This is a genomic window from Micromonospora sp. CA-244673 (assembly GCF_050948395.1).
GTDB lineage: Bacteria > Actinomycetota > Actinomycetes > Mycobacteriales > Micromonosporaceae > Micromonospora.
In genome coordinates this window covers 2,870,406-2,892,060 of sequence record NZ_CP192019.1, presented here as the reverse complement: position 1 = coordinate 2,892,060, position 21,655 = coordinate 2,870,406, and the positions used below count along the sequence as shown (strand labels likewise).

The 21,655-nt window shown below is 73.1% G+C and carries 16 protein-coding genes; 7 read left to right on the top strand and 9 right to left on the bottom strand.

The genetic code is table 11. The features are described from left to right. Positions 1–15: 15 nt before the first annotated feature. Positions 16–516, top strand: a complete 501-nt coding sequence (locus ACQP12_RS13500) for a DUF1772 domain-containing protein (RefSeq protein WP_433287928.1) — start codon at positions 16–18, stop codon at positions 514–516. 12 nt (positions 517–528) lie between these two features. On the opposite strand, the gene ACQP12_RS13495 is transcribed toward ACQP12_RS13500, so the two are convergent. Both ACQP12_RS13495 and ACQP12_RS13490 read right to left on the bottom strand, forming a co-directional pair. After that, positions 529–1,152, bottom strand: coding sequence for a DUF305 domain-containing protein (locus ACQP12_RS13495; RefSeq protein WP_433287926.1), 624 nt, complete (start codon positions 1,150–1,152; stop codon positions 529–531). Between the two features lie 8 nt (positions 1,153–1,160). Further along, positions 1,161–1,904, bottom strand: a complete 744-nt coding sequence (locus tag ACQP12_RS13490; protein ID WP_433287924.1) for a lytic polysaccharide monooxygenase — start codon at positions 1,902–1,904, stop codon at positions 1,161–1,163. 247 nt (positions 1,905–2,151) lie between these two features. Here ACQP12_RS13490 and ACQP12_RS13485 point away from each other — a divergent pair, with 247 nt between their 5' ends. Further along, positions 2,152–4,230, top strand: a complete 2,079-nt coding sequence (locus ACQP12_RS13485) for a cellulose binding domain-containing protein (protein WP_433287922.1) — start codon at positions 2,152–2,154, stop codon at positions 4,228–4,230. 12 nt (positions 4,231–4,242) lie between these two features. Here ACQP12_RS13485 and ACQP12_RS13480 read toward each other — a convergent pair whose 3' ends face one another. The 3 genes from ACQP12_RS13480 to ACQP12_RS13470 form a co-directional block, all read right to left on the bottom strand. Further along, entirely contained in the window at positions 4,243–5,115 is an 873-nt protein-coding gene (locus ACQP12_RS13480) for a phosphatase PAP2 family protein (protein ID WP_433289261.1), read from the bottom strand. Positions 5,116–5,221: 106 nt separating this feature from the next. Beyond that, complete coding sequence (locus ACQP12_RS13475; protein WP_357945217.1) at positions 5,222–6,862, bottom strand: MDR family MFS transporter; 1,641 nt, start codon at positions 6,860–6,862, stop codon at positions 5,222–5,224. Beyond that, the gene (locus ACQP12_RS13470) at positions 6,859–7,329 is read right to left on the bottom strand and encodes a MarR family winged helix-turn-helix transcriptional regulator (RefSeq protein WP_433287919.1); all 471 of its coding nucleotides are present in this window, start codon (positions 7,327–7,329) and stop codon (positions 6,859–6,861) included. The genes ACQP12_RS13475 and ACQP12_RS13470 overlap by 4 nt, the downstream gene beginning before the upstream one ends. Positions 7,330–7,431: 102 nt before the next feature. On the opposite strand from ACQP12_RS13470, the gene ACQP12_RS13465 reads away from it, so the two are divergent. The 5 genes from ACQP12_RS13465 to ACQP12_RS13445 all read left to right on the top strand — a co-directional run bounded on the left by ACQP12_RS13465 (position 7,432) and on the right by ACQP12_RS13445 (position 11,597). Beyond that, positions 7,432–8,022 (top strand): TetR/AcrR family transcriptional regulator, encoded by a 591-nt coding sequence (locus ACQP12_RS13465; protein WP_433287917.1) that lies wholly within the window; start codon positions 7,432–7,434, stop codon positions 8,020–8,022. 30 nt (positions 8,023–8,052) lie between these two features. Then, on the top strand, positions 8,053–8,394 hold the full coding sequence (locus tag ACQP12_RS13460) for an MmcQ/YjbR family DNA-binding protein (RefSeq protein WP_433287915.1): 342 nt from the start codon (positions 8,053–8,055) through the stop codon (positions 8,392–8,394). A 50-nt stretch (positions 8,395–8,444) separates the two neighbouring features. Beyond that, a complete protein-coding gene (locus tag ACQP12_RS13455) occupies positions 8,445–9,071 on the top strand; it encodes a GNAT family N-acetyltransferase (protein ID WP_433287913.1) in 627 nt (208 codons plus the stop codon). An 80-nt stretch (positions 9,072–9,151) separates the two neighbouring features. After that, positions 9,152–10,483, top strand: a complete 1,332-nt coding sequence (locus ACQP12_RS13450; RefSeq protein WP_433287911.1) for a low temperature requirement protein A — start codon at positions 9,152–9,154, stop codon at positions 10,481–10,483. Between the two features lie 49 nt (positions 10,484–10,532). After that, positions 10,533–11,597, top strand: coding sequence for an SRPBCC domain-containing protein (locus tag ACQP12_RS13445; RefSeq protein WP_433287909.1), 1,065 nt, complete (start codon positions 10,533–10,535; stop codon positions 11,595–11,597). 60 nt (positions 11,598–11,657) lie between these two features. On the opposite strand, the gene ACQP12_RS13440 is transcribed toward ACQP12_RS13445, so the two are convergent. The 4 genes from ACQP12_RS13440 to ACQP12_RS13425 all read right to left on the bottom strand — a co-directional run bounded on the left by ACQP12_RS13440 (position 11,658) and on the right by ACQP12_RS13425 (position 21,651). Beyond that, entirely contained in the window at positions 11,658–15,941 is a 4,284-nt protein-coding gene (locus ACQP12_RS13440; protein ID WP_433287907.1) for a discoidin domain-containing protein, read from the bottom strand. Positions 15,942–16,034: 93 nt separating this feature from the next. Further along, a complete protein-coding gene (locus ACQP12_RS13435) occupies positions 16,035–18,902 on the bottom strand; it encodes a discoidin domain-containing protein (RefSeq protein WP_433287905.1) in 2,868 nt (955 codons plus the stop codon). Positions 18,903–19,028: 126 nt separating this feature from the next. After that, the gene (locus tag ACQP12_RS13430) at positions 19,029–20,654 is read right to left on the bottom strand and encodes a glycoside hydrolase family 13 protein (protein WP_433287903.1); all 1,626 of its coding nucleotides are present in this window, start codon (positions 20,652–20,654) and stop codon (positions 19,029–19,031) included. A gap of 109 nt (positions 20,655–20,763) precedes the next feature. Next, positions 20,764–21,651: a carbohydrate ABC transporter permease gene (locus ACQP12_RS13425; protein ID WP_433287901.1), complete on the bottom strand. Its 888-nt coding sequence runs from the start codon at positions 21,649–21,651 to the stop codon at positions 20,764–20,766. Between the last annotated feature and the right edge of the window lie 4 nt (positions 21,652–21,655).

Below are 21,655 nucleotides of genomic sequence, written 5' to 3'. Positions count from 1 at the left end.
TGTCCAATGGTCCTCATGATCACATCGAACATCCGGGCCGGCGTGCTGCTGCTGGCCACCGTGACCACGGGGTTGACGGCGGGGCTCTTCGCGGCCTTCGCGTACGCGGTGATGCCGGGCCTGGCCCGGGTCGACGACCGGGCGTTCGTCGCCGGCCTGCGCGCGATCAACCAGGCCATCCTCAACGGCTGGTTCGCGCTCTGCTTCGGTGGCGCGCTGGTCTGCACCCTCGCGGCGGTCCTGCTGCACCTGCCCGCGGGGCTGCGCGGGCCGCTGCCCTGGCTGATCGCCGGTCTGGTGCTCTACGTGCTGGTGCTCGCGGTGACCGCCGCGGTGAACGTGCCGCTCAACGACCGGCTGGAGGCGGGGGCCGCCCGGCTGGCCGATCCGGCGGAGCTGCGCGCGACGTTCGAGAGCGCCTGGGTGCGCTGGAACGTGGTCCGGGCGGTGCTGAACACCGCCGCCTTCGGCTGCCTCGGCGTGGCGCTGCTGGTGGCCCGGTCGGTTCCCGCCTGACCGGCGTCCGGGTCACCGGGTGCGCAGCTTCGCCAGCAGCGCGACCTCGGCCGTGCGGGATCGTTCGATGCGGCCGGCGAGGTCGCGTACCCGGGCGCTGGTGCCGGCCTGGACCTGGGCGCGCGCCAGCTCGGCGGCGGTCCGCTGGTGTGCGGCGAGCACGTCGAGCAGCACCCGGTCGGCCTCGCCGGGCGGGGCGGCCCGCAGCCGGGCCAACCCGGCGGCGGCGTCGCTGTGTCCGGAGTGGTCGTGCCGCTCGGCGGCCGCCGCCGCGGACGGGCCGGCCTCGCGCAGCCAGCCGCGCATGGTGGCCAGCTCGTCGGTCTCGGTGGCCCGGACGGCGGCGATCAGCGTGCGGATCTCGGGGTCGGTGGTGCGGTCGAGCCCGAGGCCGACGATCTCCAGGGTCTGCTCGGTGTGCGCCACCATCATGGCCAGGAAGAGCGCGTCGATGCCGCTGGTGGCGGTCTCGGCGGCCGGCCCGGGGCGGGTGGCGGCGTTCGGCACGGGCTGGCCGGTGCAGCCGGCCGCGGCCAGCAGCACGGCCAGCAGCGCGGCGGCGAGCGGCCGGCGCAGGCCGGTCCTGCGGTCGCGGGCACACCGGGTGGGTGCGGCGCACGCGGGGCGTGGCCGCACCCGTCCGCTCAGAGCTGGAGCCACAGCGCCGGCACGTTCGACGGTTCCCAACCGGGGATCGCGGTGTGCGCCTGACGGCAGCGGTAGGTCCGGCCGTTGTAGGTGACCGTGTCCCCCACCTGGTAGGCGCGCCCGGCGGTCCAGGTGCCGCCCGGGGCCGGCGAGCTGGTGGGGGTGGGGGTGGGCCGCGGGGTCGTCGGGGCCGGGGTGGGCGTGGGCGACGGCGTGGGGTTGCCGCCGCCCCCGCCGATCTGGAGGTCGACGCAGGAGTAGAAGGCGTTCGCGGTGTCGGCGATGTTCCAGACGGCGAGGAGCTTCTGCCGGCCGGAGAAGCCACCCAGGTTGACGGTGTGCGACACGGTGGCGTCGGGCTGGCGGCCACCGCCGTCGACGACCGCGACCCGGGTGTTGCCGATCCAGTACTCCCAGTTGGACGTGGCGTGCCGGGCCGTGTTGACCCAGGTGAACGTCACCGTGCTGCCGACCGAGGTGGCCGGCCAGCCGCGGCTGTCGTCGTTGAGCACGGCGAACTGGGCGATGCCGGCGTGGCAGCTCTTGAGGCCCTTGGGGCCCTCGACGCTCTGCGGCTCGTACTTGATCTGGCCGCAGTCAGGCACCCGGTTCTGGGCGCAGAGCGCCTGGCGGCTGGGGGGCGACGAGACGTAGCCGTGGGCCTGGGCGGGGGCGGCGACCGCCAGGGTGGCGGTGACGGCACCCGTGGTGAGCAGCGGCAGGGTGATTCTTCGGCGCATGGCGGCAACTCCTTCGGGGCGGTGGGAGGAGATGTCAATGAACATAAATTAAACCTTGTTAACAGTAAAGACTCCTGTCTATAAATTAAGTCGCGTATCGAAGGGGCTCCTTGAGCGCTCCCGCGTCGACGTGGGATTCTGGTGCGTCGATGGCTCAGCGCGGGGCCGATCCGTCGCTCCCAGGGCACCCGGACACCGGGAGGGGCGACGCAGGACAGACGATCGCCCGACCCTCGAAGGACCCCGCATGAGCAGAACCACCTCCACCCCGCGCCGGGTCACGGCGTACGCGGCGAGCCTGCTGCTCGCCCTCGCCGCGCCGGCCGCCGTCGGACCGCCCGCCGCCGGCGCGGCGGCCGACCCGGTGACGGTCACCGTGAACGCCCGCGCCGGGCTGGCCACCGTGCCGGACACCGCGCTCGGCCTCAACCACGCCATCTGGGACGCGCAACTCGGCAGCACCGAGACGTCGGACCTGCTCCGGGCGGCCGGCGTGAAGATGCTGCGCTACCCGGGTGGCTCGTACGCCGACATCTACCACTGGCGGACCCACACCGGGCCGGGCGGGTACGTCGCCCCGAACACCGACTTCGACACCTTCATGGCCGCGACCCGGCGGGTCGGGGCCGAACCGATGATCATCGCCAACTACGGCACCGGCACACCGGCCGAGGCCGCCGAGTGGGTGCGGTACGCCAACGTCACCAAGGGCTACGGCGCGAGGTGGTGGACGGTCGGCAACGAGAACTACGGCAACGGTCACTACGGCTCGGCCTGGGAGGCCGACGACCACCCGGACAAGAGCGCCACCCAGTACGCCCGGCTGGTCGTCGAGTACGCCGACGCCATGAAGGCGGTCGACCCGGGCATCAAGGTCGGCGCGGTGCTCACCATGCCGGGGAACTGGCCGGACGGGCTGACCGCCGGCGCCGACCCCGGCCCCTGGAACCAGACCGTGCTCTCCCTCGCCGGCCCGAAGATCGATTTCGTCGACGTGCACTGGTACCCGGGCGGCACCGCCGCCGAGTCCCTCGCCCGGACCAGCCATCTCCCCGACGCCGCCTGGCTGCTGCGCCAGCAGATCGCCCGCTACGCCGGCCCGGACGCCGGCCGGATCGGCATCAGCTTCACCGAGCTGAACGTCGGCGCCGGCCAGAACACCCAGCCGGGCGCGCTGTTCCTGGCCGACGCCTACAGCGGGCTGCTGGAGCAGGGCGTCTTCACCGTGCAGTGGTGGAACACGCACAACGGGATCGGCACGGTCTCGCAGGTCGCCGGGCAGACCGACTACGGCGACTTCGGGCTGCTCTCCAGCGGCGGGTGCACCGCGGACGGGTCGGTCTGCGAGCCGCCGTTCAACACGCCGTTCGCGCCGTACCACGGGCTGTCCATGATGAACCTCTTCGCCCGGGCGGGCGACCAGCTCGTCCGCGCCGGCAGCGACGAGCCGCTGGTCGCCGCGCACGCGGCCCGCCGGCCCGACGGCAGCCTGGCGGTCCTGCTGTTGAACAAGGACCCGGACACCGCGCACCCGGTGGTCATCGACTACGCCGGCTTCACCCCGGCCGACGAGGCGCCGACGGTGCACAGCCTGACCAACGGCGCGGGCGGGGTGGCCACCGGCCGGTCCGGCGACGCGACCAGCCGGACGCTGCCGCCGTACTCGCTGACCACGCTCGTGCTGCGCCCGGCCGGTGTGGCCGGCGGCCGCCCCGGGGCGCCGGGCCGGCCCACCGCCGGGGCGGTCACGGACCGGACGGCGACCGTCTCCTGGCCGGCGGCCGCGCCCGGCGCCGCGCCGATCGCCAAGTACGAGGTGTACCGGCAGCACGGGGCGGTCAGCGAGCAGCTCGGCGAGACGGCCCGCACCTCCCTCACGGTCGGCAACCTCGAACCCGGCACCCGGTACACGGTCAACGTGCTCGCCCGGGACACCGCGGGCCGGGTCTCCTGGTCCTCCCCGCCGCTCACCTTCGCCACCGGCAGTCCGGCGGCCAGCGCCTGCGCCGTGCGCTTCCACCCGGACACCGACTGGGGCAACGGCTACGTGGCGACCGTCGACGTCGTGAACACCGGCCCGAGCGCGATCGACGGCTGGACGCTCACCTGGACCTGGCCCACCGCCTGGCAGCAGGTGAGCAGCGGCTGGAGCGCCAACTGGTCGCAGGTGGGCACGGAGGTCAGGGTGACCAGCACCGCCGACAACCGCCGGCTCGCCGCCGGCGGCGGCAGCACCAGCGCCGGTTTCGTCGGCGCGTACAGCGGGCCGAACGTGCCGCCCGGTGCGTTCCGGCTCAACGGGACCGTGTGCACCACCACCGGGTGAGCCGGGGGCGGGTCACCCCCGGCGGGGTGGCCTGAGCCGGCCGTCGGCCGCCGACGGGGTCCGCGAGCCCCGTCGGCGGCCCGCGTCGCCGGGGCGGCGTGGGGCGGGGACCACGTGGGGGCGCAGGCGCGCGGCCGGCACCGGGCCCGGCGGCCGGGGCGGCGCGTCCGGGCGGGGCAGCGCCGCCAGGATCAGCCCGAGGAGCGTCACGGCGACCACCCCGTCGAGCCAGTAGTGGTTGCCGGTGCCGACCACCACCAGCAGGGTGAGCACGGGGTGGGCCAGCCAGAGCCACCGCCACCGCCCGGCGGTGACCGCGACCAGCGCGACGGCGACGGCCAGGGCCCAGCCGACGTGCAGCGAGGGCATGGCCGCGTACTGGTTGCTCAGCGTGTCGGTCTCGGGTGGGCCGTAGACGGCGGGGCCGTAGCGGCTGCCGGTGTCGACCAGGCCGGTGAGCGCGGTCATCCGGGGCGGGGCGAGCGGAACGAGGAGGTGCAGGGCCAGCGCCGCCGCGGTGAGCGCCGCGAGGGCCCGCCGAATCCACCGGTAGTGCACGGGATGACGCAGGTAGAGCCACACCAGGCAGAGCACGGTGGCCGGGAAGTGCACGTACGCGTAGTAGCAGTTGGCCAGCCGCACCGGCAGCTCGTGGACCAGCAACGGGGCCTGCACGGCGGCCTCGTCGGGCAGGTGGAGCAGCCGCTCCAGCCACCAGATCCGCTCCCCGTTGGCCCGCGCGGTGCCGGACCGCCCGGCCACCGCCATCCGGCCCGCCTTGTACGCGAGGAAGAGCACGGCGACGAGAGCCAGCTCGCGGACCGCCCGGCGCACCGCACCGGCCCGCCGCGCATCGACGGTCACCGGCGGTGGCGCGGGCTGCATGGTGTCCACGGCGCCTCGATTCGGTCACGGCCGGCGGCACGCCGGCCCGGGTGGGCACGGACCAGGGCCGCCGCCGGATCGGCGACGGCCCTGGGACGACGGGGCGTCAGCGGCGGGCGCGTTCGCCCGGCCCCGCAACGTCCACGGCCACCTCGTCGAAGGCGGGCGCCCCGTCGACCGCGTCGGCCGCGACGGCGACCGAGCGGGCGGTGTCGGGCAGGTCCAGGCTGGACCGCAGGGTGACCGGCTTGAGAAGCAGCGCGGCCAGGATCCCGACGACCGCGATGGCGGCCGAGATCAGGAAGATGTGCCCGGTCGCGTCACCATACGCGGCCCGCACAATGTGCTGCACCGGCGCGGGCAGCGCGGCGAGGTTGAGCGTGCTGCTGCCGCCGCCGCCCGAGGTGGGGATCCCGGCCGCGGCCAGGTCGTGGGTGATCCGGTCGGTGACCTGGCGGGCCAGGACCGCGCCGAGCACCGACACGCCGATGGTGCCGCCGAGCGAGCGGAAGAACGCCACGCTCGAACTGGCCGCGCCGATGTCCTTGAGCGCCACCGTGTTCTGCACCGCCAGCACGAGGTTCTGCATGGTCATGCCGACGCCCACGCCGACGATGAACATGGCCGCGCCGACCAGGACCAGCGAGGTCTCGTGGTCGATGGTGCCGAGCAGGGCGAAGCCGACGACCAGGATGATCGACCCGGCGACGATGTACGGCTTGATCTTCCCGGAGGACGTGATCAGCCGGCCGGCGACGATCGAGGAGAGCAGCACGCCGGCCATCATCGGGATGGTGAGCAGGCCGGCCTCGGTCGGGCTGTAGCCGCGGCCGATCTGGAAGTACTGGCCGAGGAAGACCGCGCCGCCGAACATCGCCATGCCGACCGCGAGGCTGCCGAGGATCGCCAGCGCCGTGGTGCGCTCCCGGACGATCTCCAGCGGCACGACCGGCTCGGCGGCCCGGGACTCCACGAGGACGGCGAGGGCGAGCAGCAGCACCGAGCCGCCGACCATCGCGCCGGTCTGCCAGGACAGCCAGGCGAACGAGTCGTCGACGAACGAGATCCAGATCAGCAGCAGGCTGACGCCGGCGGCGATCAGCGTCGCGCCCAGGTAGTCGATCTTTACGTTGTCCCGCCGCGCGGTGGGCAGGTGCAGGGTGGCCTGGAGCAGGAGCAGCGCGACGGCCGCGACGGGCACGCCGACGAAGAAGCACCAGCGCCAGCCGAGCCAGGAGGTGTCCACGATGAGGCCGCCGAGCAGCGGGCCGCCGACCGTGGCGAGGGCCATCACGCCGCCCAGGTAGCCGTTGTAGCGACCGCGCTCCCGGGGCGGGATCATCGCCGCGATGGCCACCTGGACCAGGGCCTGGAGACCGCCGACGCCGATGCCCTGGAAGGCGCGGGCGGCGATGAGCTGGCCGGCGGAGTGCGCGAAGCCGGCCGCGACCGAGCCCGCCAGGAAGACCACGATGGCGACCTGGATGAGCAGCTTCTTGTTGAACAGGTCGGCGAGCTTGCCCCAGATCGGGGTGGTCGCCGTGGCGGTGAGCAGGGTGGCGGTGACCACCCAGGTGTACTGGGTCTGCGAGCCGTTGAGGGCTCCGATGATCTTCGGCAGGGCGGTCGAGACGACCGTGCTGCTCAGCATGGCCACGAAGAGCACCAGCAACAGGCCGCTGAGGGCTTCCAGCGTCTTCCGCCGGCTCATGGGCGCGGCGTCCGCCGTCGCGGTGGGTGCGCTCATCGCGCGTCCTCCAGGTTGTCGTGTCGGGTGAGGGCGACCTCGAGGTCGCGGGTGAGGCGGCCGAGCGCGGCGGACAGGGCCGCCACGTCGCCGGGGGTCCAGTCGGCGAGCGCCCGGGAGAGCACGCCGCCGTACCAGTCGTAGGCCTCGGTCATGGCCGCGCGGCCGGCCGGGGTGAGCGTCAGGTGGCTGGCCCGCCGGTCCTGCGGGTCGGTGCGCCGGTCGACCAGGCCGTCGGCGACCAGGGCGGCGACCGCCCGGCTGACCGTCGACGGGTCGAGCCGGCTCCGCTCCGCCAGGTCCCGGGCGTGGCAGCCGGTGGCGCCGTCCCGGTCGATGTGCCGGAGCAGGCCCACGAGGCCGGGCGGCACGGCCGGCCGGTCGTCGGCGCGCCGCTGCTTGAGCACCCGCACCCCGGTCAGCAGGTCCTGCAACCGGGCGACGAGCTCACGGCTGGTCGCGTCCACTCTTCCCCTCCCCTGCCTTGGTTGCCTCAAGCAATCATTCGCGAATCTTGCGCATCAGGCAAGTTTGCTCATTGAGAAACGGATCACGTACGCTGGGGAGCCATGGAGGAGTCCACCGGGCTGCGCGAGCGGAAGAAGGCGGCCACCCGCCTCGCCCTGCACGAGGCGGCCCTGCGTCTCGCCGCCGAGCAGGGGCCGGACCGGGTCACCGTCGAGGCGATCGCCGACGCCGCCAACGTGTCCCGGCGCACCTTCTCGAACTACTTCTCCAGCAAGGAGGAGGCCCTCTTCTACGGCGACACCGTGCGGCTGCGCCGGCTGCTCGACCTGATCGCCGAGCAACCCGCCGACCTGACGCCGTGGGCGGCGCTGAGCGGTGCCGCCCTGCGCCAGGCCGACGAGATGTACGACGAGCCCGCCGAGTCCTGGCTCAACCGGCGCCGCCGGCTGCACGGCAACCCGGGCCTGCTGGCGCACCAGGTGGCCGCGTACACGGCGATCGAGCGGGAACTCGTCGGGGAGATCGCCCGCCGGCTCACCGGCCCCGACGTGCCGCTGCGCGCCCGGATCCTGGCCGCGACCCTCCTGGCCACGCTGCGGGTCGCCGTCCAGCAGTGGATCGAGCAACCGGACCACCCGCTGACCGACACCCTGCGGGCCGCGCTCGCCCACGCCGCCCCGGCGGCCGGCTGACTGTCGCACCGTGGGGCTAGCGTGCTCGGCGTGGTGACCGTCGACGACGTCCGCGCCCTGGCCCGCACGCTGCCCCGCACCAGCGAGCACCTGATCCACGACCGGGTCAAGTTCCGGGTCGGCGCGATCGTCTACGTCGCGTTCAGCCGCGACGAGCGGACCATGGGCTTCGGCTACCCGAAGGAGCAGCGCGACGGGCTGATCGCCGCCGAGCCGGCGCTGTTCTTCCTGCCTCGCCCCTCCGACCTGCGGTTCAACTGGGTCTGCTGCCACCTGGAACGGCTCGACCACGCCCAGATGACCGAGCTGGTGTGCGAGGCGTGGCGGATGGTGGTGCCGAAGTTCCTGGCCCGCCAGCGGCTGGGCGGGTGAGCCACCGGCGGGGCTTCGGTGAGAGCGATACCACGCCGTACGGTCCCGGCATGAGCGGCACCACGACATCCACGGCGGCCGTGCGGCCGTACCGGCCCGCCGACCACGACGCGGTCTACGACATCTGCGTCCGCACCGCCGACGCCGGCGGCGACGCCCGCGGGAGGTACGCCTCCGACGACCTCATGCCCGACCTCTTCGCCGGCCCCTACGTGCACCTCGAGCCGGATCTGGCGTTCGTGCTGGCCGACGCCGGCCGGGTGGTCGGCTACGTGGTCGGCACCGCCGACACCCCCGCCTTCGTCCAGGCCTACCGGCGCGTCTGGATCCCCCGGCTGGCCCACCGCTACCCCGAGCCGTCCGGCACCCCGCGCACGCCGGACGAGGAGATGATCGCCCTGCACCACCGCCCCGAGCGGATGCTCCTGCCGGAGCTGGCCGACTATCCGGCCCACCTGCACATCGACCTGCTCCCCGGCCACCAGGGGCGCGGCCACGGCCGGCGGCTGCTGGAGACGTTCCTGGCCGCCGCCGCCCGGGCCGGCGCGCCCGCGCTGCACGTCGGCATGGTCACCGCCAACGTCCCCGCCCGCGGCTTCTACGACCGGCTGGGCTTCCATGTGATCCCGGTGCCGGACGCGGGCCCGCTCACCTACCTGGGACGGCCCACCACCTGAGCGGCGACGACAGTCCGGGCGGGGCGCAAGGGCGATCGATTCCGCCCCGCCGGCCGGTCCGGCGCTGACAGACTCGTGCGGTGGGCGGCGACCGGTGGCGCAAGGGGCTGGGTCCCGCCATGCCGATCGCCCCGGCCGCCCGGGTGGACAAGTTCGAGATCTTCTTCGACCTCGTCTTCGTGGTGTCGTTCTTCCTCATCACCCGGGCCACCGCGGCGAACGTGACCGGGCGCGAACTGCTGCACGCCATGCTGGTCCTCGCCGTGCTCTGGTGGTGCTGGGTGGTGCACAGCGTGGTGGCCAGCCGGCTCCGGCTGGGTGAGGGTTTCGTCCCCGCGCTCATGGTGATCGGCATGATCGCGCTGTTCACCTTCGCGCTGGCCCTGCCGCAGACCTTCGGCGACCTCCAGCAGGGCACCGCCGGGCCGATGCTGGTCACCGTCAGCTACGTGGTGATCCGCGCCGTGCACCTGTCGCTCTACGTGTCCGCGACCCGGGGCGACCCGGCGGGCCGGCGCAAGCTGTGGCAGTTCGTCCCCGAGGTGCTGATCACCACCTGCCTGCTGCTGGTCGCGGCGCTGCTCCCGCCGAGGGTCGCGGACCCGGAACTCGGGTTGTGGCTGCGCGACGGGCTCTGGATCGGCGTGGTGGTCGTGCAGTACGCCAGCGGCCTGCTCTCCGGCACGAAGGGCTGGCAGATCACCTCCGCCGAGCACTGGACCGAGCGCTACGACCTGATCCTGATCATCGCGCTGGGCGAGTCGGTGATCTCGGTCGGCGTCGGCGGCAACCTGCTCGGCAAGCCGGTCACCTGGCCGGCCATCCCTGCGGCGATCTTCGGCATCCTGTTCACGGCGGCACTCTGGTGGGTGCACTTCGACATGATCGGCCCGGCCGCCCGGATCGCGCTGCACGCCGCCGAGGGCCGGCCGCGCGTGGCGATGGCAAGGGACGCGTACGCCTACCTCTACCTGCCCATGATCGCCGGGGTGATCCTGTTCGCGATCGGCGCGGAGGAGCTGGTGCGGACGATCACCGACCCGGTCGGCGGGGTGGCCGAGCGGGGCCACGGACCGGCCGTGCCGCTGCTCTTCGCCGGGGTGATGATCTATCTCGTCGCCGACATGGCGTTCCAGTGGCGCACCCTGGGGACCCTGTCGTGGAGCCGGCTGGGCACTCTCGCGGCGCTCGCCGTCGGGCTCCCGGTCGCCCGGCACCTGCCCGCGCTCGCCGCGCTCGGGCTGCTCACCGCGATCTGCGTCGCGCTCGTCGCGGTCGAGCTGGCGATGATGGCGGATGCCCGCACCGCGCTGCGCCGGGCGGTCTACGAGGAGAAGGCCAGCCACGAGGCGGGCGAGGCGGCGTTCCGTGCCCGCTGGCACGACGGCGACCCGGACCGGTCCACGGAGTAGCCGGTCGCCCGTTCCCCATGCTGGGACGGGCTGGCCTTAGAGTCTCCGCGTGATCGAGATCGCCACCGAGGTCGACCTGTCCCACCCGCCGGCACGAATCTGGCGGGCGCTGACGGAACGGGCGCTGCTCGCCAAGTGGTTCGCCGGCAGCGAGTCGCTGGGCGACCGGACGCTGCTGCGGACCGGAGGGCTGCCCGGCTACGACGCCGACACCGAGGTGGAGGTGGTCGAGCTGCGCGCGCCGGAGCGGCTGGTGCTGCGCTGCCGCGAGGGCGACCGGAGCACCCGGCTGGCGTGCGACCTGGTCCCCATCGGCCACGGTTCGCGGCTGTCCGTGCGGGAGGTGCTGGAGGAGGGCGACTGGGACGCCGACCGGCGCGCGGAGCAGCACCAGCGGGCGGTGACCGGACGGCTCCCGGCGATCCTCGACTGGGTCGCGTTCCAGGAGATCGACCTGCGCCGGGCCGAGGGCGGGCTGACCGCCGAGCTGCCGGTGGTCCGGCCCGGTGAGGCGCGCAGGCGGGCCGGTCGCCGGCGGGCGCTGCTCGTGGCCGCGGTGCTGGCGGTGCTCGGCGTGGCCGCCGGGGTGACCGTGTGGGCCACCCGACCCGCGCCCACGGCGCCGGCCGCCCAGCCGGCGTCGACACCGTCGGCGTCGCTGACCGCGCCCACGGCGAGCAGCGCGCCGCCCCGGGCCACCCCGTCCCGGCCCACGCCGTCGGCCACCCGCCGCAGCGCCTCGCCGAGCCCGACCCCGTCCGCCTCCCCCACCCGTACGCCCAGCCTCAGCCCGACGCCGGCCGCGCCGCTGGCGGCCAGCTACGAGACCGTCTCCGACCGGGTCTTCGGCTACCGCGGCCAGGTGGTGCTGAGCAATCCCGGTCCGGCTTCGAGGTCCGGCTGGACGGTGACCGTGACGCTCGGCGACGACGCGACGGTCAGCGGCGTCAACGGGGCCGAGGCGAAGCAGGACGGCACCGTGGTCACCTTCACCGGGGCGGCGGTGCCGCCGGGCGGCTCGGCCACCATCCGGTTCGACGTGCGGGATCCGAACCTGGCGGCCACGGAACCGGAGGGCTGCACGGTGAACGGCACGGCCTGCGCCGGGCTGTGAGCGAGCAGCCCGGCGCCGCCGGGAGGACGGGGCCTCCCGGCGGCGCCGCTGACCCGAGGATCAGTTCCGGTTGATGGTGAACGTGCTGGTCGTGTTCCGGATGTCCTGGTAGTTGTCGGTGAGCCGGAGGTTGGTGAAGGTGGCGGAGCCGACCGCCGGGCCCTGCCCGGCCTCGGGCATCTCGTTGACCCAGATGCCGAAGCCCGACTTGGCGTCGAACGCGTCACCGCTGCGCTTCGCCCCGGAGATCGACACGTTGGTCAGGACCGTGTCGGTGACCGGGTTCTCCGGTTGGCTGCCGTTGTACTTGGTCTGGAACATGATCCCGGAGTACGTCGGGTCGACGATGTCCACGTCGGAGATCCGGATGCCGCGGAACTCCTTGGAGGCGGAGAAGAGCCACAGGGCCGGGAAGGTCTGCTGACCCCAGAAGTGCCCACCCGCCCGGATCAGCGAGACGTTCTGGAACTGGGTGGGCGGACTGGCCCCGAAACCGACGAACGGGTAGCCGAAGTCCAGCGAGCTGACGGTGATTCCCGAGTACGTCAGCATGTCGGCGATGTACAGGTTGCGGAAGACGTTGTCGTAGCCGCCGTACACCGCCACCCCGGCCGCCCGCCACGTCAGGGTGGCGGTCAGGTTCTCGAACACGTTGCCGTGGTTGCCGCCCGAGGCGCCCTGGTCGGTCGCGGAGAACAGCGCGAAGGCGTCGTCGCCGTTGGAGCGGCCCTCCGAATTGGTGACCAGGTTGTTCGTGCTGCCGTTGGTCATGTTCACCGCGTCGGCGAAGGTGTCCCGGAAGCGGCTGTCCCGGATGGTCAGGCCGCTCACGCTCACCCCCCAGTACGCGCAGACGGTGTGCTCGACCCAGACGCTGTCCAGCGTCATGTTGTCGACGTCCTTCAGCTCGCCCCACACCTTGCCCGGGCCGTCGATCCGGTTGGTGTAGTTGCCGAAGAAGGCCAGATGGGCGAAGGTCGAGCCGCTCGCCGACGACTCCACCCGGAAACCGGCGTCGGTGTTCTGCTGGTTGGTGGGCGTCTGGAAGCGGGTGTACCACATGCCCGCGCCCAACACCTTGACCGGCTTGCCGTACACCTGGAACTTCTGGGCGGTGTCATAGGTGCCCGGCGGCAGGTAGACGCCGACCAGGTTTCCGGTCGGGTCCATCCGGACGGCGTCCAGCGCGTTCTGCACGTCGGCGTGGCTGAAGCCGTTGGGCACCGCGTACCGGGCCGGGTCCGGGTTGGCCCGGGGCGACACCAGCTCCGTGTTGACGAAGTCGATCGCGTACGTGGTGCTGTTGGCCGGGTCCTTCTGGAGCCGGATGGTGGCGCCGGCCGGGACCGTCGAGTTCAACATCACGTTGGCCTCGTCGTACAGGTGGCGGGGCGCGCCGGCGCTTGGGGAATCGCTGGGGCCGGCCTCGGCTCCGTAGAGCCAGATGTGCTTCGAGGTGAGGTTGATCGGCTTGTGCAGCACCCCGTTGACGTAGATGTTCAACGTCGAGTCGATCCCGCCGCCGCCCGGGGCGTCCGGGATGGAGAAGCGGGTCACCAGGGTGTTGGTGGGCGCCCGGGTGGTCCACTCGACGTACGCGCCGGTGGTGTTCAAGGTGACCGCCCGGCGGCCGGACGCCTCGCCGGCCAGGTCGCCGATGGTCCGGTTCGGCCCGAGCACCTGCGCCCCGCCGCCGACCCGGCCGTCCTCGGCCTCGTACATGTCGTACGGGACGTTCGCGCCCCGCCCGACGAAGAGGGGCCGCTCGCTGGTGTTGTTCTGCTGCTTGACCGGCAGCTCGTTGGCGTCGGCGGCGAGCACGACCCGCACGGTGTACCGCCCGTTCGCCGCCGTCCAGCTGCCCAGGTTGACCGCCGGGCTGGTCGCCCCGGCCGCCAGGGCGCCGCTGTACGAGCCGGTCAGGGTGCGCACCACCGCGCCGGTGTCGCTGAGCACGGTGAGCGTGATGCCGTGCGCCCCGCCGGCCGAGGCGATCGTGCCCTGGTTGCGGATCGACACGGTGAAGCCGACCGTGGCCCCGGCACTCGGCGTGCCGGGTGACCAGGCCACCGACCCGGCGACCAGGTCGGAGCTGGGCACCGCGCTGACCGTCAGCGAGGCCGTCCGGCTGTTGTTCGACTCGTTCTGCTCGATGACCGTGTTCGCCTCGTCGGCCGTGGCGGTCACCTCGTAGGTGCCGGCGTTGCGGGCGCCGATGTTCACCGACACGGTCGCGGACGCCCCGGCCGCGAGCGCGCCGACGGCCGCGGTGCCGACCTTCGTCGTACCCAGGGAGAAGGTGACCGCGGACGCGGCGGCCGGCGCCGTGCCGGCGTTGCGGACGGTGGCGGAGAGGGTGACCGGGTCGGTCTCCACCGGCGCGGACGGCGCCGCGGACAGGGCCGTGACGGTGAGGTCCGGGTTCGGCGCCGGGGTGCCGATCACCTGGAACTCGGCGACCTGCCCGTTGGACGAGCCCGAGTTGGCGGTGAACTGCAGCCGCACGTCCGCGGCGGTGGCGCTGACCGGGATGGTCACCGTGTTGCTGCTGGTCGGGTTGAACGAGTACGTCGCCGAGCCGACCACGGAGGTGAACCCGGAGGCGGACTGCTCCCGGCCGAGCACCTGGAAGGTCTGCGTGCGGGGTCCCCACACCGGGTCGGGGTTGAGCTTGACGACGACCGCGCTGATGCTCGCGTTGGCGCCCAGCGCGACGGTCAGCGTGCTCGGGTACGCCCCCGGCGCCCCCTCCCAGTAGGTCGTCACGTCGCCGTCGTTGGCGTTGACCGCGTTGAACACGTGCACCACCGACGAGGCGGTGATCGGCTTGCCGGCGGCCAGGTTGGTGCCGCCCGGGGTGCTGCCGGTGCGGGTGACCGTGTTGGAGGTCGCCGAGACGTTCCCGGCCGCGTCCCGGGCCCGGACAAAGTACGAGACGGTCGCGGTGTCCGGCTGGGTGTCGGTGTACGTCAGGGTCGTGCCGTTGACGCTGCCGCGCAGCGCGTTGTTGGCGTAGACGTCGTAGCCGGTGACACCGACGTTGTCGGTCGACGCCGTCCAGGCCAGCCGGATCTGACCGGCCGCCGGCTGGGTGTACGCCAGGTTGCCCGGCGCGGTCGGCGCCGTGGTGTCCCCGGTGTTGCCGGTGCGGGTGACGGTGTTGCTGGGCGCCGACTGGTTGCCGGCCGCGTCGCGCGCCCGGACGGTGTAGGAGACGGTCGCGCCGGCCGGCTGGGTGTCGGTGTACGTGAGGGTCGACCCGCCGACGCTGGTGCGCAGCGTGCCGTTGGCGTACACGTCGTAGCCGGTGACACCGACGTTGTCGGTCGACGCCGTCCAGGTGAGCCGGACCTGGTCGGCGGCGGGCTCGGTGAGGGCCAGGTTGCCGGGGGCGCTCGGCGGCTGGGTGTCGCCGGTGGCCGGACCGTAGACCTCCAGCTCGGCGAGCTGGCCGGCGGGCCAGCCGGTGTTGGCGGTGAACAGCAACCGTACGTACCGCGTGGTGGCCGTGCCGAAGGTGACGGTGACCGTGTTGCCGCTGCCGGGGTTGAACGCGTACCCGGCGGAGCCGGCGAGGGTGCCGAAGGTGGACCCGTCGGTGCTGCTCTGCACGGTGAGCGTCTGGGTACGCGCCGGCCAGCCGGTGGGGAGCTTCAGCACCACCTTGTTGACCGCCACGGCGGCGCCGAGGTCGACCCGGATCCACTGCGGGAACGCGTTGTTGGCGCTCTCCCAGTAGGTGGCCGGGTTGCCGTCGTTGGCGTTGCCCGCACCGTAGACGTCGGAGTGGCCGCTCTCCGCCATGGTCCGGCCCAGGGCCAGGTTCGTGGAGGAGTTCGCGGCCCCGTACACCTCCAGCTCGGCGAGCTGCGCGGCGGCCCAGCCGGTGTTGGCGGTGACGGTGATCCGGACGTGGCGGGTGCTGGTGGCCGGGAAGCTCAGCGCGACCGTGTTGCCGTTGGCCGGGCTGAACGTGCGCCCGGCCGAGGCGACCAGGGTGGTGAAGGTGCTGCCGTCGGTGCTGCCCTGCACCGACAGGGTCTCGGTGCGGGACTCCCAGCCGGTGGGGAGCTTCAGCACGACCTGGTCGACCGACTGGGCGGAACCGAGGTCGACCTGGGCCCACTGGGGGAACGTGCCGCCGGCGCTCTCCCAGTAGCTGCCGGCGTTGCCGTCGGTGAGGTTGCCGGCCGCGTACGGGCCGTTGGCGCTGCTGGCCGTGGCGGTGCGGCCGAGCGCGAGGTTGGGGCCGCCGGCCGCGGCGGCCGGAGACGGGGGCGGGGCCGCGACGGCCAGCGCGACCGCGGCGAGCACCGCGACCAGCCGGGTACGGAATCTGGACATGGTGGAGGGACACCTTCTTCCGGGGACGTGGAGAGGTGGGTGTGGTGGGGGGGTGGACGGGGTCCCCGCCGCGCCGCGGGGACCCCGGGGCGGTCAGGTGGCGTACACCTCGAACTCGCCGAGCTGGCCCGCGGGCCAGCCGGTGTTGCCGGTGAAGGTCAGCCGCAGGTGCCGGCGCCCGGCGGACGGGAAGGTGATGGTGGCGGTGTTGCCGGTGGCCGGGTTGAACGTGTAGCCGGCCGACGCCTTCACGGTGGTCCAGGTCGACCCGTCGGTGGAGCCGAGCACCGACAGCGTCTGGGTGCGGGTCTGCCAGGCCGACGAGGGCGGCAGCTTCAGCACCACCCGGGACACCGGGTACGTGGCGCCGAGGTCCACGGTGAGCGACTGCGGGAACGAGTTGTTGGCGCTCTCCCAGTACGTCCCGGCGTTGCCGTCGACCGTGTTCGCCGCGCCGTACACGTCGGCGTGGCTGGTCTCGGTGACCGGCCGCCCGGCGGCCAGGTTGCCGGTGGGCGGCGGCGGGGTGGTGGTCGGGGGCGGCGTGGTGGTCGGCGGCGGGGTGGTGCCGGTGCTTCCGTACACCTCGAACTCGGCGGCCTGGCCGGCCGGCCAGCCGGTGTTGCCGGTGACGCTCAGCCGCAGGTGCCGCCGCTCCCCCGCCGCCAGCGGGATGGACACCGTGTTGCTGGTGGCGGGGTCGAAGGTGTAGCCGGCCGACGCCTTCAGCGTGGTCCAGGTCGACCCGTCGGTGGAGCCGAGGACCGACAGGGTCTGGGTCCGCCGCTCCCAGCCGGGCGGCAGCTTGACCACGACCCGGTCGACGGTGCGCGCCGCGCCGAGGTCCACGGTCAGCGTCTGCGGGAACGCGTTGTTGGCGCTCTCCCAGTACGTCCCGGCGTTGCCGTCCACGGCGTTCGCCGCCGCGTACGTCTGGGTGCTGCTGGACGCGGTGGCCGGCCGGCCGAGCGCCAGGTTGCCGCCCGACGGCGGCGGGGTGGTCGGGGTCGGGCTCGGCGTCGGGGTGGGGCTCGGCGTCGGGGTGGGCGGGGTGGACGGGCCGTTGCCCCACTGCGGCTCGGGCCACGGCCCGCAGTACGGGTTCGCCGAGTACCAGCCGGAGTTGCCGGCGCCCTGGGTGATCTGGAAGCCGCTGCCGACGCAGTTGTACATGGGGTTGGCCTGGGCGATGCCGGTGGCCCGCACGTTCGTGAAGCTGACCTGGCTGGGCGCCTGCACCTGGAGCGCGAAGGTCCCCGCGCCGTCGATGCGCACGTTGTTCAGGTTGATCCCGCTGGTCTGCCCCTCGATCCAGTGCAGCGCCGCGTAGGAGCTGTCCAGGATGTCGGTGTCGGTGACGTTGATGGTGGCGCCCTGGATCGGCTCGTTGAGCGCCGAGAACCAGAGCGCGCCGACACCGAAGCGCCAGTTGTAGTCGGAGTTGCCGTTGCGGATGAGGGTGTTGCGGGCGACGGTCACGGTGCCGGCGACAGCGGTCGGGCCGTTCACGCCGGGATAGCGGTTGGCCACGTGGATGCCGCCGCCGTTGGTGACCGAGTCGGCGGTCACGTTGTCGGTGATCCGGATGTCCCGGCCGCCGTAGGTGACCAGGTTGTTGGCCAGGATCGTCACGCCGACGGTGTTGAAGGTGAAGGCGTTGTTGACGTTCGGGACGCTCTGCGCCCACATGGCCAGGCCGTCGTCGCCGGTGTTGCGGACGAAGGTGTTCGTCACCGTGGAGTTCGTGACACCCCAGTGGAAGTTCACCCCGTCGGCCGTCTGGTCGAGGATCCGGCTGTTGCGGATGGTGAAGTTGTCCATGGGGCCGTCCATCCAGGCGCCGACCTTGGTGTGCTGCAACCAGAGGTTGTCCACCACCGAGTTCGACATGGCCCCGCCCAGGGCGTTGACCTGGTCCTCGTCGACCCGCTCGCGGATGTCGCCGATGATGGCGAAGTCCCGCAGGGTGACGTTGCGGCTGGGCCCGCCGGCCTCGTGCGACCGGATCTCGCCGCCGTAGCCACCGCCGGGCACGTACTTGCCGTAGATGCCGGCGGCCCGCTTGCGGTCGGTGGGGTGCCGGCCGCCGAGCACCGAGTACCAGGGCCCGGCGCCGCGCAGGGTAACCCCGTCGACCACCACGTGGTCCCAGAGCGTGAAGGTGCCGGCGGGGATCCAGACGGTCCTCCCCTGCGCCCGGCCGGCGTCGACCGCGGCCTGGAACTTCGCCGTCGAGTCGGTGGCGCCGGTGGGGTCGGCGCCGAAGTCGGTGACCACGTCCAGCGCGCCGGTGGGCTTGGCGATCTGCCCGCCGACCAGCTCGAAGTCGGCCAGGTCGATGGTGAAGGTGGGCGACTGGGCGGTCGAGGAGACCTGGAGGCGGATCTTCGTGCCGGCCGGGTACGTGGTGCCGAACAGGGTGCGGGTCTCGTCGTAGAAGTGGTGCGGGTTGGTGTCGCCCGGGTTGTTGTTGAACGGGTAGCCGCCGTAGTACCAGCCGTACCGGGAGGTGACCGGGACGGACCTGACCAGGGCGCCGCCGGCGCGCAGGTCGATGCTCGCGTCCCGGCCGGTGCCGGCGGCGTTGTCCGGCAGGCTGTACCGGAAGGTGACCGCGTTGGCCGGCGCCGTGAGGGTGAACTCGACGTACTCGCCGACGGCGTCAAGGGTGACCGCCTCCCGGCCGGACGCCTCCGACGGGAGGGTGCCGTAGCGGCGGTCGGGGCCGATCCGGGTGCCGGTGTGGGCGGCGTTCTCGGCCTCCTGCTCGACGAAGGGAACGGTCGCGCCGCGACCGGCGATGTCGAACGGGGACAGCCCGGCGGCGCGGGCCGGGGTGGCGGTGGTGGTGAGCGCCACGACGGTGACGGAGGTGGCGGCCAGCGCGGCGCCGGCGAGGACGGCGAGCCCCGCGCGGAGCCGGCTGCGGCGGGGGTGGTGCGGGGTGGTGTGATCGGCCATGAGGGGTGCGCTCCCTTTCGTCGGATGGCCAGGTCCCCCGTGCGGTGCGGTGGTTCCTCCCCTCCCTCCTGTTCGGGTGGCGCGGCGGACGGCGCCGGCGGAGGGGCCGCCGGCGCCGGGGACGGGTCAGCCGGTGCGCAGCCAGACCGCGGTGTCCGGCGGCAGCCGGTCGTCGTCGAGCGGACCGCTGGCCAGCAGCAGCCGCTCGTGCCCGGGCAGGGGCACGGCGGCAGCGGAGAGGTTGACCAGGCAGGTGAAGCCGGGCTCCCGGGCGAAGGCGAGCACCCGGTCGGGGGCGGGCAGCCAGGTGAGCGCGCCGTCGCCGAGCGCCGCCTCGGACCGGCGGATCGCGAGGGCCGCCCGGTAGAGCTCCAGCATCGAGTGCGGGTCGCCGGTCTGGGCGCGGACCGTGCGGTCCTTCCAGTCCGCCGGCTGCGGCAGCCAGGGCCCGGCCGCCGCGCCGTCGGGGCTGAACCCGAACGGCGGGGCGTCACCGGCCCAGGGCAGCGGCACCCGGCAGCCGTCCCGGCCGGGGTCGACCCGGCCGGACCGTTCCCACATGGGGTCCTGGCGCAGCTCGTACGGGATGTCCTCGACCTCCCAGAGCCCCAGCTCCTCCCCCTGGTAGACGTACGCGGCGCCGGGCAGCGCCAGGGAGAGCAGCGCGGCGGCGCGGGCGCGGCGGGTGCCCAGTTCCAGGTCGGTGGGGATGCCCTCGCGCTTGGCGGCGAAGCTGAACCGGGTGTCCGCCCGGCCGTAGCGGGTGACGTGCCGGGTGACGTCGTGGTTGGAGAGCACCCAGGTGGCCGGCGCGCCGACCGGCGCGTGCGCGTGCAGCGTCCCGTCGATGCTCTCGCGCAGTGCCGAGGCGTCCCAGGCGCAGCCGAGGAAGTCGAAGTTGAAGGCGGCGTGCAGCTCGTCCGGACGCAGGTAGTTGGCGAACCGCTGCCGGTCCGGCAGCCACACCTCGCCGATCAGCGCCCGGTCGCCGGGGTAGGAGTCGGCGACCCGGCGCCAGCCCCGGTAGATCTCGTGCACCCCGTCCTGGTCGCGGAAGGGGTGCGGCCGGTCGGGCCGGGTCTCGGGCAGCGTGCCGTCCTTCACCAGCAGCCCGGCCGAGTCGATCCGGATGCCGTCCACCCCGCGGTCGAACCAGAACCGCAGGACGTCCTCGAACTCGGCGCGCACCCGCGGGTGGTCCCAGTTGAAGTCCGGCTGCTCGGGGGCGAACAGGTGCAGGTACCAGTCGCCGGGGGTGCCGTCCGGGTTGACGGTCCGGGTCCAGGTGGGGCCGCCGAACTCGCCGACCCAGTCGGTGGGCCGCTCGTCACCGTTCGGGCCGCGACCCGGGCGGAACCAGAACAGCTCCCGCTCGGGCGCGTCCGGCCCGCCGGCGAGGGCCGCCTGGAACCAGGGGTGCGCGTCGGAGCAGTGGTTCGGCACGATGTCGACGATGCTCCGGATGCCCAGCGCGTGTGCCTCGCTGACCAGCGCCTCCGCCTCGGCGAGGGTGCCGAAGACCGGGTCGATGTCGCGGTAGTCGGCCACGTCGTAGCCGGCGTCGGCCATCGGGGAGGGGTACCAGGGGCTGAACCAGATCGCGTCGATGCCGAGCTCGGACAGGTAGCGGAGCCGCGACCGGATGCCGGCGATGTCGCCGACGCCGTCGCCGCCACCGTCGGCGAAGCTCCGCGGGTACACCTGGTAGATCACCGCTCCACGCCACCACGGACCGCTGTCTGCTGTGGACACGAGCACCTGCTTTCTGCGTCGGTACGTCGGCGGGTTCGCCGGACCTGGATGTGTCGGGCGAACGGTCGTCGGTCGCCGCGGGGAGTTTCGCCGGTGGTGTCCGGCGTGGTCAGCCCTTGAGGCTGCCGGTGGTCAGGCCGGACATGATGTTGCGCTGGAAGATCAGGAAGATCACGACGGTCGGGATGGCGGCGATGACCGAGGCGGCGATCACCACGTTCATGGGGGTGCCACCGGAGAAGGCGTAGATGCCGACGCTGACCGTCCGGGTCTCAGGCGACGGCATGACCAGCTTCGGCCAGAGGAAGTCCTTCCAGACCGCCGTCACCGCGAAGATCGAGACCACGCCGAGGATGGGCCGCGACATCGGCAGGATGATCGACCAGAGCGTGCGCAGCGGGGTCGCCCCGTCCACGAAGGCCGCCGCCATGAGGTCCTCGGGGATCGAGTCGAAGAACCGTTTCAGCAGGAAGATGTTGAACGCGTTGGCGACCAGCGGCAGCCAGATGGCGAACGGCGAGTCGAGCAGGTTGACGTGCAGGACCGGCAGGTCGATCACGGTCACGTACTGCGGCACGATGAGGACCATGGCCGGGATCATGAGCGTCGCCAGCATGAGGCCGAGGATCGCGTTGCCGAAGATCGGCCGGAGCTTCGACAGCGAGTACGCCGCCGCCGTGTCCAGGACGAGTTGGAACAGCACCGCGCCGGTCGCGTAGTAGAACGTGTTGAACAGCAGCTTGGCGAGGTCCAGGTTGCGCCACGCGTCGACGTAGTTCTGGGGCTGCGGGTCCTTGGGAAACAGCGACGGCGGCGTCTGCGCGATCTCCTGGCCGGACTTGAGCGCGCCGGTGACCATCCAGTAGAGCGGCCCGATGAAGACGAGCGTGAACCCCACGACGACCACGACGAGCAGCGTCCAGTAGATGATCCGGCCACGCCCCCGTTCGAGCTGGGCCTGGGAGATGAGGGTCCGGGTCCCGGAGTCCTGTGCCATTCCT

Coding starts and splice junctions, on each gene's coding strand:
- ACQP12_RS13440 (WP_433287907.1), bottom strand. CDS start 15,941: ATGTCCAGATTCCGTACCCGGCTGGTCGCGGTGCTCGCCGCGGTCGCG.
- ACQP12_RS13485 (WP_433287922.1), top strand. CDS start 2,152: ATGAGCAGAACCACCTCCACCCCGCGCCGGGTCACGGCGTACGCGGCG.
- ACQP12_RS13465 (WP_433287917.1), top strand. CDS start 7,432: ATGGAGGAGTCCACCGGGCTGCGCGAGCGGAAGAAGGCGGCCACCCGC.
- ACQP12_RS13455 (WP_433287913.1), top strand. CDS start 8,445: ATGAGCGGCACCACGACATCCACGGCGGCCGTGCGGCCGTACCGGCCC.
- ACQP12_RS13500 (WP_433287928.1), top strand. CDS start 16: ATGATCACATCGAACATCCGGGCCGGCGTGCTGCTGCTGGCCACCGTG.
- ACQP12_RS13480 (WP_433289261.1), bottom strand. CDS start 5,115: ATGCAGCCCGCGCCACCGCCGGTGACCGTCGATGCGCGGCGGGCCGGT.
- ACQP12_RS13435 (WP_433287905.1), bottom strand. CDS start 18,902: ATGGCCGATCACACCACCCCGCACCACCCCCGCCGCAGCCGGCTCCGC.
- ACQP12_RS13490 (WP_433287924.1), bottom strand. CDS start 1,904: ATGCGCCGAAGAATCACCCTGCCGCTGCTCACCACGGGTGCCGTCACC.
- ACQP12_RS13425 (WP_433287901.1), bottom strand. CDS start 21,651: ATGGCACAGGACTCCGGGACCCGGACCCTCATCTCCCAGGCCCAGCTC.
- ACQP12_RS13475 (WP_357945217.1), bottom strand. CDS start 6,862: ATGAGCGCACCCACCGCGACGGCGGACGCCGCGCCCATGAGCCGGCGG.